This is a genomic window from Saliniramus sp., from assembly GCF_035311605.1.
Lineage (GTDB): Bacteria > Pseudomonadota > Alphaproteobacteria > Rhizobiales > Beijerinckiaceae > Saliniramus.
The window spans coordinates 18,071-30,899 of sequence record NZ_DATGCW010000343.1 but is presented as its reverse complement, the minus strand read 5'-3'; the positions used below and the strand labels follow the sequence as shown (position 1 = coordinate 30,899).

Annotated in this window: 10 protein-coding genes; 3 read left to right on the top strand and 7 right to left on the bottom strand. The window is 65.9% G+C overall.

Annotated elements, in window-relative coordinates; genetic code table 11:
- Positions 1 to 1,634 (top strand): glycine--tRNA ligase subunit beta (gene glyS / locus VKP01_RS15230; RefSeq protein WP_324413766.1); only part of this gene is annotated, 1,634 nt, incomplete at its 5' end.
- A 43-nt stretch (positions 1,635 to 1,677) separates the two neighbouring features.
- Here glyS and pdeM read toward each other — a convergent pair.
- The 4 genes from pdeM to VKP01_RS15210 form a co-directional block, all read right to left on the bottom strand.
- Complete coding sequence (gene pdeM / locus VKP01_RS15225) at positions 1,678 to 2,400, bottom strand: ligase-associated DNA damage response endonuclease PdeM (RefSeq protein WP_324413764.1); 723 nt, start codon at positions 2,398 to 2,400, stop codon at positions 1,678 to 1,680.
- A gap of 24 nt (positions 2,401 to 2,424) precedes the next feature.
- Complete coding sequence (locus VKP01_RS15220) at positions 2,425 to 4,968, bottom strand: ligase-associated DNA damage response DEXH box helicase (protein ID WP_414706590.1); 2,544 nt, start codon at positions 4,966 to 4,968, stop codon at positions 2,425 to 2,427.
- A gap of 81 nt (positions 4,969 to 5,049) precedes the next feature.
- On the bottom strand, positions 5,050 to 7,755 hold the full coding sequence (gene acnA, locus VKP01_RS15215) for an aconitate hydratase AcnA (RefSeq protein ID WP_324413760.1): 2,706 nt from the start codon (positions 7,753 to 7,755) through the stop codon (positions 5,050 to 5,052).
- A 209-nt stretch (positions 7,756 to 7,964) separates the two neighbouring features.
- Positions 7,965 to 8,567, bottom strand: coding sequence for a gamma-glutamylcyclotransferase (locus tag VKP01_RS15210; RefSeq protein WP_324413769.1), 603 nt, complete (start codon positions 8,565 to 8,567; stop codon positions 7,965 to 7,967).
- A 126-nt stretch (positions 8,568 to 8,693) separates the two neighbouring features.
- Between VKP01_RS15210 and VKP01_RS15205 the strand changes: the two genes are divergently transcribed.
- The gene (locus VKP01_RS15205) at positions 8,694 to 9,797 is read left to right on the top strand and encodes a DUF2125 domain-containing protein (protein ID WP_324413758.1); all 1,104 of its coding nucleotides are present in this window, start codon (positions 8,694 to 8,696) and stop codon (positions 9,795 to 9,797) included.
- Between the two features lie 15 nt (positions 9,798 to 9,812).
- Here VKP01_RS15205 and VKP01_RS15200 read toward each other — a convergent pair whose 3' ends face one another.
- Positions 9,813 to 10,007 carry a DUF1674 domain-containing protein gene (locus VKP01_RS15200; protein WP_074444206.1) on the bottom strand — a complete coding sequence of 65 codons (195 nt, stop codon included), beginning with the start codon at positions 10,005 to 10,007 and terminating at the stop codon, positions 9,813 to 9,815.
- A gap of 193 nt (positions 10,008 to 10,200) precedes the next feature.
- Between VKP01_RS15200 and htpX the strand changes: the two genes are divergently transcribed.
- Complete coding sequence (gene htpX / locus VKP01_RS15195; RefSeq protein ID WP_324413755.1) at positions 10,201 to 11,175, top strand: zinc metalloprotease HtpX; 975 nt, start codon at positions 10,201 to 10,203, stop codon at positions 11,173 to 11,175.
- A gap of 24 nt (positions 11,176 to 11,199) precedes the next feature.
- Here htpX and radC read toward each other — a convergent pair whose 3' ends face one another.
- Positions 11,200 to 11,892 (bottom strand): RadC family protein, encoded by a 693-nt coding sequence (gene radC / locus VKP01_RS15190; protein ID WP_074443702.1) that lies wholly within the window; start codon positions 11,890 to 11,892, stop codon positions 11,200 to 11,202.
- 92 nt (positions 11,893 to 11,984) lie between these two features.
- On the bottom strand, positions 11,985 to 12,809 hold the full coding sequence (map, locus tag VKP01_RS15185) for a type I methionyl aminopeptidase (protein ID WP_324413752.1): 825 nt from the start codon (positions 12,807 to 12,809) through the stop codon (positions 11,985 to 11,987).
- Positions 12,810 to 12,829: the final 20 nt, after the last annotated feature.

Here is a 12,829-nt window from a genome sequence, read left to right as displayed (position 1 = left end):
TCGTGGCGGGTGACGTCACTTACGGCCATCGCTTCCTTGCGCCCGCGCCGATCCCCGTGCGCCGGCTCGATGATTACGTCGCCGCTCTGGAGAAGGCGAAAGTCGTCGTGGATTCCCAGCAGCGACAGGACATCATCGCCCATGACGCGCGCGATCTCGCCTTTGCCCAGGGGCTGACGCTGGTGGAAGACGATGCCCTGCTCGAAGAGGTGGCCGGGCTGGTCGAATGGCCGGTGACCCTGATGGGCAGCTTCGACGAGGCCTTTCTCGCCATTCCCGACGAGGTGATTCGCGCCACCATCCGCACCAACCAGAAATGCTTCGTGCTCGCCGGCCCGGACGGGCGGCTCGCCAATCGTTTCATCATGGTCGCCAACATTGCAGCCAGCGATGGCGGCGCGCAAATCGTGGCGGGGAACGAGCGCGTGGTGCGCGCGCGGCTCTCCGATGCCAAATTCTTCTGGGAGACCGATCGCGGTACCGGGCTGGAAGCACGTCTGCCGCGCCTCGATTCGATCATCTTCCACGAGAAACTCGGCACCCAGGCCGCCCGCATCGCCCGGATCGGCCATCTCGCGCGCGAACTGGCTCCGATCGTGGGTGCCGATCCTGCTCTCGCGGCGCGCGCCGCGCAGCTCTCCAAGGCCGATCTCGTCACCGAGATGGTCGGCGAATTCCCCGAATTGCAGGGTCTGATGGGGCGCTATTATGCGCAGGCGCAGGGCGAGGATGACGCAGTCGCAGCAGCGATCGAGGATCATTACCGCCCCCTCGGCCCTACCGACGACGTCCCGACGGAGCCCGTCACCATCGCCGTGGCGCTCGCCGACAAGATCGATACCCTCACCGGCTTCTGGGCGATCGACGAGAAGCCGACCGGCTCGAAGGATCCCTATGCCCTGCGCCGCGCGGCGCTCGGGGTGATCCGGCTGCTGCTCGATAACGGCGTGCGGCTCGCGCTGTCGCGCGTTTTCGAACCCCTCTTCATTGCATGGGGCGAACGCCTCGCCGCGCAGGGCGTCGCGGTCACGTCCGGCGTCGGCAAACGCGATTCCGGCAAGCCAGGCGGCGCGCCGGCGCGGTCCGACGAGGCCGATCTGCTCGCCTTCCTGGTGGATCGCCTCAAGGTCTATCTGCGCGATCACGGCGCGCGCCACGATCTGATCGATGCGGTCTTCGCCCTGCCCGGCCAGGACGATCTCACTTCCGCCGTGCGCCGGGTCGAGGCGCTGGGGCGTTTTCTCGATACGGAAGACGGCGCCAACTTGCTCGCGGGCTTCAAGCGCGCGGCCAATATCCTGCGCATCGAGGAAAAGAAGGACGGAGCGCACTTCGATGCCGCCCCCGATCTCGCCCTGATCCAGGAGCGCGGCCAGATCGAGGAGAAGGCGCTCGCAGTCGCGCTCGACCGCAGCCGCGCAGAGGCGCAGGCCGCTATCGCGCAGGAGGATTTCGAAGCGGCGATGCGCGCCCTCTCGCAATTGCGCGCGCCGGTCGACGCCTTCTTCGACAAGGTCACCGTCAATGCGGATGATCCCGCTTTGCGCGACAACCGCCTGCGCCTGCTCCACGCCCTGCGCGAAGCCACCCGCGCCGTGGCCGATTTCAGCCTGATCCAGGGCGGCGCAGCCTGATAGAGGCGGTGATCGCGGCTGACCGGGTTGCTGCGCGCGCCGCTCAATCCACCACGAGCCGCTCCCAGCCCACGGCATACACGCGCGCGCGTCCGATCACATGCGCTGTCACGCCGTCGGGGAAAAACGGCGCGAAAGCGGCGTCGCGCAGGTTGAGGCCGCCGGTGAAGGCGCCGAAGGCAGGCATGATGGAGCGTGTCGCATCGCGGGCGAAACAGCGCGCGCGCAGCCGCCCGGCGCGGCCCGTAATTTTCGCTACGGGGTGCAGATGGCCGGCGATTTCATGACCGGCTTCGTTTGACGGTTCGTGCATGAGCCGCACGCCGGCGAGTTCCGTGCGCGCGGCGACGTCACCGCCGAGTGAATCGGGCAGGGCCGGGTCGTGATTGCCGGTGAGCCAGAGCCAGTCGCGCCCGCGCATCAGATCAGCCAGCATGGCGCGCTCAATGGCGAGCGAAGCGAACCGGGCGGGGCCGGCGGCGTCATGGAAGGAATCGCCGAGCGCGATGACGCGGGCCGGATGACGCCGGGCGATCACGGCGGCGAGGCGGTCTAGCGTCTCGCGGGTATCGTAGGGTGGCAGCATGAAGCCGCGCGCGGCGCGCGAAGCGCCCTTCTCGAAATGCAGATCGGCCACCAGGAGCGTGCGCTCCTCGGGCAGCCAGAGCGCGCCGGAAATGTCGCAGATCGCAGCGAGGCGCCCGAGGCTGAAGGCGCTCTCGGTAGCGGATACTTCGTCGGCTATTGATTTAGTAGCCAAATTCATGAGCCGGCTATTCCATAAGCATTTTCAGCCATTCCCGGTCCCCGCCGCTTCGCGCATCAATTCCGCTTCCGCTTGCGCCAGCAGATCATCCGCGCCTTCGCCGTAGATGCTTTCACGCCCGATCTCGAGCATGATCGACACGCCCAGCGGCGAGACGCGGTCGAGCGGCTCGTGGATGATTCGGCCCTTGATCCGTTCCAGCATCATGGCGAGACGCTCGAGGTCAAGCAGCCCCGTCGCCGCATCCTGGCGGGCTGCGCGCAAAAGGATGTGGCGCGGGTCGTGCTTGCGCAAGACATCATAGACAAGATCAGTGGAGAAGGTGACCTGTCGCGTGGTCTTCTTCTGGCCGGGATAATGCCGCTCGATCAGCCCGGCGATCACCGCGCAATAGCGGAAGGTCCGCTTCATCAGCGCCGATTCCTCAAGCCACTCCTCCAGATCATCGCCGAGCATGTCCTGCGCGAACAGATCTTCGATGAAACCGGGTTTCGTCTTCTCCATCAGGCCGATATCGCGCAGTCCCCAGACGCAGAGCCCGTAATCATTGGCGACGAACCCGAGCGGCTTCATCCCTGCGCGCTCGAGCCGCCGGGTGAGCAGCATGCCGAGTGTCTGATGCGCGAGCCGGCCCTCGAAGGGATAGGCCACGAGATAGGCCCGCCCCGCGCGCATGAAGGTCTCGACGAGGAGATCCTTCGGCCCGGGGAGGCGCGAGCGCAGCCTTTGCAGGTCAAGCAGTTCCACGAGTTGCTCCGGCAGCCGATCCCAGCTCTGCGGATCGGCCAGATAACCACGCACGCGCGCCGCGAGATAGGTCGAGAGCGGGAACTTGCCCCCGGCATAGCTCGGGATCTTCGGATCCGTCCCCGCCGCAGCCCGCGAGACGATAGCGGCATCCTCGGTAAGGCCGTGAAAGGTCAGTACCTCGCCGGCAAAGAGAAAGGTATCACCCGGCGAAAGCGTCTCCGCGAAATATTCCTCGACCTCACCCAGAACACGCCCGCCGCGTCCCGCCGGCTGGCCGGCGCGACCGGGACGTCCGAGCCGCACCTTGACCATCGTGGCCTCGACGATGGTGCCGACATTCATGCGGTATTGCTGGGCGATGCGGGCATCGCGCACCCGCCAGAGCCCGTCCTTGCCCTGCACGATGCGCGCGAAACGCTCATAGGCCGTGAGCGCGTAGCCGCCGGTGGCGACGAAGCGCAGCACGTCATCGAAGGTCTCGCGGTCGAGCGCGCGATAGGGTGCCGCTCCACGAATCTCGGCATGGAGATCATCCGCGTCGAACGCCTCGGCGCAGGCCATGCCGAGAACGTGCTGGGCGAGCACGTCGAGGGCGCCGGGATGCATGTCGGGCGTGTCTTGCGCTGCCTCCTCCACCGCATCGAGGGCGGCGCGGCATTCAAGGATCTCGAAGCGGTTGGCCGGCACGAGAAAGGCGCGCGAGGGCTCATCGAGCCGGTGATTGGCCCGCCCGATCCGCTGCAGGATGCGGCTTGCCCCCTTGGGGGCTCCCACATTGATCACGAGATCGACATCACCCCAATCAATACCGAGATCGAGGGTCGCGGTACAGACCACCGCCTTGAGCCGCCCCTCGACCATTGCCGCCTCGACCTTGCGGCGCTGGGCAACATCGAGAGAGCCGTGATGCAGGGCGATCGGCAGCGTCTCCTCATTGAGCCGCCATAAAGCCTGGAAGACGAATTCCGCCTGCATCCGCGTATTGACGAAGACGAGCGTCGTCCTGTGGCGGCGGATCAGTTCGTAGATCGACGGCATCGACGCCGCCGCCGTATGCCCCGCCTGCGGCAGCGGACGGTCGGATTCCAGCATCCGGATCTCGGCGCGCGCGCCGCCCTCGACGGTAACGATCTGAGGGGGACGCGCATCGTCGGGCGTGAGATAGCGTGCCAGCGCCTGCGGTTCGCGCACCGTGGCCGAGAGCCCCACTGCTGTGAGATCGGGCGCGAGGGCGAAGAGTCGGGCGATATCCAGCGAGAGCAGATCCCCGCGCTTGGAGGTGACGAGGGCATGCAGTTCGTCGAGCACGACGCGCTGCAATCCGGCGAAGAGAGCACGCGCCTCGCGATGGGCGAGCATCAGGGCGAGCTGTTCCGGAGTGGTGAGCAGGATCTGCGGCGGGCGCTCCATCTGGCGTGCCCGCTTGTGGGCAGGTGTGTCGCCGGTGCGCGTCTCGATGGCGAGATCCAGCCCCATATCCCGCGCAGGCATCTCCAGATTGCGCGCCACGTCGACGGCGAGAGCCTTGAGCGGCGAGATGTAGAGCGTGTGCAGGCGGTTCTCGCGCGGTTTCAACGAGGCATCGGCCAGATCGACCATGCTGGGCAGGAACCCGGCCAGCGTCTTGCCCGCACCGGTGGGGGCGACGAGGAGCGCGCTGCTTCGGGCCTGCGCCAGCGCGAGCAGTTCCAGCTGATGCGCGCGCGGCTGCCAGCCGCGACCGGCGAACCAGTCGCGAAAGCGCGCGGGCAGGAGGGGATCGGGATCGTGCGACACGGGCACAGAGTAGCGCGTTTGCGCGCGCCGGGGAGCCCGCATCAGCGAGAAAGAGCGCGCAGAAAAAGAAATGACCGGGCGATCAGACCGCCCGGTCATCATCAATTCGCGATCGCGCGCCGGTCAGGCGGCGAGCTGGCGCAGGACGTAGTGCAGGATACCGCCGTTACGGAAGTATTCCAGCTCGTCCAGCGTATCGATGCGGCAGATCACCGGCACGTCCTTCACCGAACCATCAGCGAAGGTGACCTGCGCGGTGAGCTTCTGGCGCGGCTTGAGCTGGTCGCCGGCGAGCCCCTTGATCGAGACCTGCTCGGCGCCAGTGATGCCCAGCGACTGCCAGCTATGGCCTTCATCGAAGACCAGCGGCAGCACGCCCATGCCCACGAGGTTCGAGCGGTGGATGCGCTCGAAGCTCTCCACGATCACCGCGCGCACGCCCAGAAGCCGCGTACCCTTGGCCGCCCAGTCGCGCGAGGAACCGGAGCCGTATTCCTTGCCAGCGAAGATAACGAGCGGCGCGCCTTCCTCTGCGTAACGCATGGCGGCATCATAGATGTACATCCGCTCGCCGGAGGGATGGTGGATGGTGTAGCCACCCTCGACCACGTTGCCTTCCTCGTCCTTCACCATCTGGTTCTTGATGCGGATATTGGCGAAGGTGCCGCGCATCATGATCTCGTGGTTGCCGCGACGGGTGCCGTACTGGTTGAAATCGGCCACGGCGACCTGATGCTCCTGCAGATACTGCCCCGCCGGCGAGGCGACGCGGATATTGCCCGCAGGCGAGATGTGGTCGGTCGTGATCGAATCGAGGAACAGGCCGAGCACCCGGGCATTCTCGATATCCGTGATCGGCGCCGGCTGCTTGGTGATCCCGTCGAAATAGGGCGGGTTCTGGACATAGGTGGAACCACCCTGCCAGGCATAGGTCATGCCGCCCTCGACCTCGACAGCCTGCCAGTTGTCGTCACCCTTGAAGACATCGGCATAGCGGGTCTTGAACAGTTCACGCGTGACGGTCTTGTCGATGAAGTCCTGGATCTCCTTGGCGGAGGGCCAGATATCCTTCAGGTAGACCGGCTTGCCGTCGGCATCATGCCCGAGCGGCTCGTTGACGATATCGGCAAACATCGTGCCCGCCAGCGCATAGGCCACGACCAGCGGCGGCGATGCAAGATAGTTGGCGCGCACATCAGGATTGACGCGGCCCTCGAAATTGCGGTTGCCCGAGAGCACGGAGACCGCGACGAGATCGTTGTCGTTGATCGCCTTGGAGATCGGCGGATCGAGCGGGCCGGAATTGCCGATGCAGGTGGTGCAGCCGAAGCCGACCAGGTTGAAGCCGAGCGCGTCGAGATCGCCCTGCAGGCCGGCAGCTTCGAGATATTCCGCCACGACCTGCGAGCCTGGCGCGAGCGAGGTCTTCACCCAAGGCTTGGTCTTGAGCCCCTTCTTCACCGCATTGCGCGCGAGCAGGCCGGCGCCGATCATCACGGAAGGATTGGAGGTGTTGGTGCACGAGGTGATCGCGGCGATCACGACATCGCCGTCGCCGACATCGTAATTGGCGCCCTCGACCTTGTAGCGCTTTGAGAGATCGATCGCCTTCTTGAACTCCTTCTCCATCGCGTCTTCGAAGGAGGACTTGGCATCGGTGAGCAGCACGCGGTCCTGCGGGCGCTTGGGGCCGGCCAGCGAGGGGACCACGTCGCCGAGATCGAGCGCGAGCGCATCGGTGACGACGGGATCGGGCGTGTTCGCATCGCGCCACATGCCCTGCGCCTTGGCGTATTCCTCGACGAGGGCGAGGCGGGATTCCTCACGGCCCGAGACGTTGAGGTAATCGAGCGTGCGCTGGTCGATCGGGAACAGGCCGCAGGTGGCGCCGTATTCGGGGGCCATGTTGCCGATGGTGGCGCGGTCGGCGACGGGCATGTCGTCGAGGCCGGGGCCGTAGAATTCGACGAACTTGCCGACAACGCCCTTGGCACGAAGCATCTGCGTCACGGTCAGCACGAGATCGGTGGCGGTGACGCCTTCCTTGAGCTTGCCGGTCAGCTTGAAGCCGATCACTTCCGGAATCAGCATGGAGACCGGCTGGCCGAGCATGGCCGCTTCCGCCTCGATGCCGCCGACACCCCAGCCGAGCACGGCGAGGCCGTTGACCATGGTGGTGTGCGAATCGGTGCCCACCAGCGTATCCGGATAGGCGATGGTCTCGCCGGTCTTCTCGTCCTTGCGGGTCCAGACGGCCTGAGAGATGTATTCCAGATTGACCTGGTGGCAGATGCCCGTGCCGGGGGGCACCACGGAGAAATTGTCGAAGGCGGACTGGCCCCATTTCAGGAAGCGATAGCGCTCGCCATTGCGCTGATATTCCAGCTCGACATTATGCGCAAAGGCCTTGGGCGTGCCGAATTCGTCGACGATAACCGAATGGTCGATCACGAGATCGACGGGGACGAGCGGGTTGATCCGGGCCGGATCGCCACCGAGCTGGGTGATGCCGTCACGCATGGCGGCGAGATCGACCACGGCGGGGACGCCGGTGAAGTCCTGCATCAGCACGCGGGCGGGGCGATAGGCGATCTCACGCCCGGCTGAGCCCTTGTCTTCGAGCCAGGCGGCAACGGCGGCGATATCGTCCTTGGTGACCGTGCGCCCGTCTTCGTGGCGCAGGAGGTTCTCGAGCAGGACCTTGAGCGAGAACGGCAGGCGCGAGGCGCCTTCGAGGCCGTTCTTCTCCGCCTCCGGAATGGAGAAATAGGTGTATTTCTGATCGCCGACGGTGATTTCGCGGCGGCAATTGAAGCTATCGAGCGACATGAGCGTTCCTCGCTTGCTGGATGACCCAACAGATTCGACAAAGGTGGCATTCCCATGAACACCACCCGCGCCGCTCCGGGAGCGCCCGGACGCCCATCGCGATCGGCGCGCCGGGGCCCTGGGGCCGGTCCGGCACGCACTGGTAACGCGGCGCACTGTGCGGCGTATAACCGAAACGCGCCGCGCAATCTACCTCATCAGGAATGATTCTAAGGTCTGGGGTGTTGCGGGCCGTATTCGCTGCCGTCTTCGGAGTGCTGACCCGTCAGCGCCCGCGACAAACCGTCGAGCAGCGGATCGGCAACGCCGATTTCCTGAAGATGCGCTGCCGTGGCGATGACGTATTCCGGATTCTCGCCCGATTGGCCCACGCCCTGCCGAACCAGGCGCAAGAGCTCTTCCGTAGGCAGGCGTCCGGCATATTGCTCGTGCTCGCGATCGACCACGTATGTGAGCGCTTCGACCTCGCGTGCGTCTTCCAGGGTAATCTTCACCCGGCTTTCCTCATACACCATGGTCGCCTGCTCGCGCGCCCGCAGATAGGCGATCACCGCCTCCGTTTCCCGCGCGGCGACGCGGAAAGCCATACCGGTACAGGCCCCGCCGCGATCAAGGCCGAGCACGAGGCCCGGGCGATCCGGCGTGCCGCGATGGACGTAGGAGTAGACGCACAAGGCCCGATGGAAACCCAGAAGCTCGGCCCGGTGGCACTCTTCGTATCGAAAGCCCGGGCGCCACATCAGCGAGCCGTAGCCGAAGACCCAGAGATCGTCTGTCGCAAGCTGTCCGTCGGTCACGTTCTCGCCCTCGATTTCCTGCACGAGAGGCGCTATCAGGTTCGCGGGCGTATCGCAATCGATCGACCCGGATCAATCCGTCTGAGGGCGGGCGGATCCGGTGCCGATCAGCCCGACGCCCGCCCGGAATTGGAGCATTCGATGTCGAGCCGAGACGATTCACCGCAAGATTCTCCCGATCACGATCCGAACCGGGATGACACGCCGCAGCCGCGTCGCCGGACAAGCCGGTTCTGGCTGTTTGCGCCCTATATCCTGCTCGTGACGCTGATCGTGGCATGGAGTGCGGCCTGGTTCTACGTGCGCGAGCGCGTCGACGGCGAGATCGAGGCCCGGCTGGTGCGCGAGGCCAATCTCGGGCGCAACTGGAATTGCGCTGATCGCAGTATCAGTGGCTACCCGTTCCGCATCGAGATTTCCTGCGCGAGCCTGATCTTCACCCGCGCCGACGGCACCACCTTCTCGCTCGGGCCGACGCGGGCCGTGGCACAGGTCTATCAGCCACGCCACGTCATCGTGGAAGCCGCCGGACCTTTGCGGGGCACGGACGGCGTCGCCGCGTTCGAGGGCGACTGGGAGAGCCTGCAGGCCAGCATCACGGAGCTGGGACGCGGGACGGAGCAGTTCGCGCTGGATCTGCGTGCGCCGGAGATCATGGTCCGGGGGGCGGGCCCGGTTCCGATGGAGGCCTCTGCCGAACGTGTCGAACTGTATGTGCGCCCCGCGCCCGACACCGCTCCCGCGATCGGCGCCGTCGACATCGTGATGCGCGCCAGCGACGCCCGCGCGCCGGCACTCGATGGCCTGGTCGGCGATGACCGCCCGGCCCAGGTCGAGATCGGCGCGCGCACCACCAATCTGCGCAGCCTGCGTGCCGGCTCGCCGCGCCAGATGGCGGTGAACTGGCGCGATGCCGGAGGGACGCTCATTCTCGAGATGATCGATATCCGCAAGGGCGACGCGCATGTGCAGATCGCTGGAGAACTCGGCCTCGACGAGGTCTTGCGCCCGCAGGGCCGGATCGAAACGTCAGCAGCGGGGATCGAGAGCCTCGTCGGGCGCCTGCTCGGCGGCGAACAGCAGCAGAGCAATGCAATGATGATGCTTGACGCGTTGGCCCCGCGCAATGAAGCAACGACGGGCCCGGAAGGCCTGCGCCGCTTCCCGCCGCTCGATCTGCGCGGCGGGCGCGTCTTCATGGGGCCGATCCCGATACCGCAGGTGCGGTTGCAGCCGATCTTCTGAAGCGGCGCTCGCGTCTCAGAAATCGCAGGCGGTACCCTTGATCTCCCAATCGTTGTAGCGCACGGGTTCCAGCCCGCCGCGACCGAGACGCTCGGGATCCTTCGTGATCCCGGCGGCGCGGGCGTCGATCTCCGCGCGGCGCTCGGCTGCTTCCTCGAGCGCCCGGCGTGCGGCAGCGCTCAACGGTTTGCCGGGTGCCGCGCCGGGCATATCGGCTGCAGGCGCCTCAGCGGGCTCCTCCGCAGGAAGATCAGTCGTGATGCTGTCGGATTGCATGTCGTCCTCGCCGAAAACCAGTATCCTGAAGTACCGGAATCCCGCGCCATGATCCTGCCATGACCTTGCCGCGAGACCGGTACACACCCCACATATAGGGCGGTTTTTACCAGAATGGGACCTGTCGATGAACTACTTCAAGACCGGCTTGCTGTTGGCTGTGATGACCGCCCTGTTCGGCGTGGTCGGGCTGATGATCGGCGGTGAGGCGGGGATGCTGATCGCCCTCGTCATCGCCGCCGGCACCAATGTCTATGCCTACTGGAATTCCGACAAGCTCGCCCTGCGGGCCCATGCCGCGCGCGAGGTGGACGAGGCGAGCGCGCCGGAATTCGTGGCCATGGTGCGCGAACTCGCGCAGCGCGCCGGGCTGCCCATGCCGAAGGTCTACATCATCGACAACCCGCAGCCCAACGCCTTCGCCACCGGGCGCAACCCGGAGAACGCCGCCGTCGCGGCGACGACCGGGCTGATGCGCATGCTCAGCCGCGAGGAGCTCGCCGGGGTGATGGCGCACGAGCTGGCCCACGTCAAATCCCGCGACACGCTGATCATGACGGTCTCGGCGACGATCGCCGGCGCGCTCTCGACGCTGGCGCAGTTCGGTTTCTTCTTCGGCGGGCGGGGCGACAACCGCCCGCATCCCTTCATCATGCTGGCCATGATGATCCTTGCGCCCATGGCAGCGATGCTGATCCAGATGGCGATCAGTCGTTCGCGCGAATATGTGGCGGACCGGATGGGCGCGGAAATTTGCGGCAACCCGCTCTGGCTCTCCTCCGCGCTGGAGAAGATCGCCGGCGGAGTCGCGCGCATCCCCAATGAAAACGCCGAGCGCCATCCGGCCACGGCCTCGATGTTCATCATCAACCCGTTGCGGCGCGAGGCAATGGACAACATGTTCTCGACGCATCCCGACACCGCCAACCGCATCGCCGCGCTGGAAGATCTCGCGCGGCAGATGGGGATCGGCGGCATGAGCGCCCGGGCGGGCGCGGCTGCCCCCGCCGCCGCCCCCGTGCGTCGCGGCCATGCCGGCCCGCCCCCAGGCGCGCCCTGGGCGGGCGGGCGCGCAGGACGCCGTCGCGGGCCTTGGGGGTGAGGCCTCTGCGGACCGTCAAGGCTGTCAGAACAGCTTCAGCCCCTTGAGGCTGACATGTCCCTCGCGGCCCACGATGATGTGGTCATGGACGGCGATGCCGAGCGGTTTGGCGACATCGGCGATCTCCTTCGTCATGCGGATATCCGCCTGAGAGGGCGTCGGATCGCCGGAGGGGTGGTTATGCACGAGGATGATCGCCGTGGCTGAGAGCTCGAGGGCGCGCTTGACCACCTCACGGGTATAGACGGGTGTGTGGTCGACGGTGCCCGATTGCTGCACCTCGTCGGCGATCAGCGCGTTGCGCTTGTCGAGGAAGAGCAGGCGCAGCTGCTCCTTCTCGGCGAAGGCCATCGCCGTGCGGCAATAGGTGATCACCGCGCTCCACGAGGAAAGGACCGGGCGCTTGGCCACGGCACCCTTGGCCAGACGCCGGGCCGAGGCCTCTATGATCTTGAAATCGGTGATCGTCGCCTCACCGAGGCCGGGGATCTCGCCGAGCCGTTTGCGCGAGGCGGTGATCGTCTCGGCAAAGCCGCCGAAGCGGCGAATCAGCTCCTTGGCGAGCGGTTTGACGTCGCGGCGCGGGATCGAGCGGAAGAGCACCAGTTCGAGCAATTCGTAATCGGGCAGCGCATCGCCGCCCACTTCGCCGAAACGCGCGCGCAGACGATCACGATGGCCGTAATAATGCGGTGTCTCGTCCTCGAGGGCGGACATGGTGGCGAACTCCGGCGCGCAAACGTGATTCTCGCGCTTATTCTAGGCGCCGGTTTCCGGTTGCGAAAGCGCAGAGATTGCAAAATGAAATATTATGCAATCTTGTAGGGCGGTTTGTCGTAGCCCTTGGGCGAGAGCGTGAAGATCTCGCAGCCCGTCTCCGTCACGCCGATGGAATGCTCGAATTGGGCCGAGAGCGAACGATCGCGCGTCACCGCCGTCCAGCCATCGCCGAGCACCTTCACATGCGGACGTCCGAGATTGATCATCGGCTCGATCGTGAAAATCATGCCCGGCGCGAGTTTCACCTCGTAATTCGGCTCGACGAAATGCAGGATCGTCGGTGCGTCGTGGAAGACGCGCCCGAGCCCGTGGCCGCAGAAATCGCGCACCACCGAACAGCGCTCGCCCTCCGCATAGGCCTGGATCGCCGCGCCGATATCGTTGGTGGTGGCGCCGGGTTTGACCGCCGCGATGCCGCGCATCAGGCATTCATGGGTGATGTCGCACAGACGCTGCGCCTTGCGCGAGACGTCGCCGACGAAATACATCCGGCTCGAATCACCGTGCCAGCCATCCACGATCAGGGTGATGTCGACATTGACGATATCGCCCTCACGCAAGGGCTTCTCGTTCGGAATACCATGGCAGACGACATGGTTGATCGAGGTGCAGCTCGATTTCGGATAGCCGCGATAGAGCAAGGTCGCCGGATAGGCACCGTGATCCATGGCGAAGTCGAAGACCAGCGCGTCGATCGCCTCGGTGGTGACGCCGGGGCGAATCATTTCCGCCACGAGATCAAGCGCCTGCGCGGTGAGATTACCGGCCCGGCGCATGCCCTCGAAGGCTTCCGGCCCGTGCAGGGGGACCTTGCGGGTTGCGGTGTCGAGTTCGGTGGTTTCGTCGATGGTCATGGCGGCTCACGGCTGGTTCA

What these genes read in the sequence shown, in the direction of transcription:
- VKP01_RS15220 (WP_414706590.1), bottom strand. Translation starts at nt 4,968, where the DNA reads ATGCGGGCTCCCCGGCGCGCGCAAACGCGCTACTCTGTGCCCGTGTCG.
- VKP01_RS15205 (WP_324413758.1), top strand. Translation starts at nt 8,694, where the DNA reads ATGTCGAGCCGAGACGATTCACCGCAAGATTCTCCCGATCACGATCCG.
- acnA (WP_324413760.1), bottom strand. Translation starts at nt 7,755, where the DNA reads ATGTCGCTCGATAGCTTCAATTGCCGCCGCGAAATCACCGTCGGCGAT.
- VKP01_RS15200 (WP_074444206.1), bottom strand. Translation starts at nt 10,007, where the DNA reads ATGCCCGGCGCGGCACCCGGCAAACCGTTGAGCGCTGCCGCACGCCGG.
- pdeM (WP_324413764.1), bottom strand. Translation starts at nt 2,400, where the DNA reads ATGAATTTGGCTACTAAATCAATAGCCGACGAAGTATCCGCTACCGAG.
- map (WP_324413752.1), bottom strand. Translation starts at nt 12,809, where the DNA reads ATGACCATCGACGAAACCACCGAACTCGACACCGCAACCCGCAAGGTC.
- htpX (WP_324413755.1), top strand. Translation starts at nt 10,201, where the DNA reads ATGAACTACTTCAAGACCGGCTTGCTGTTGGCTGTGATGACCGCCCTG.
- radC (WP_074443702.1), bottom strand. Translation starts at nt 11,892, where the DNA reads ATGTCCGCCCTCGAGGACGAGACACCGCATTATTACGGCCATCGTGAT.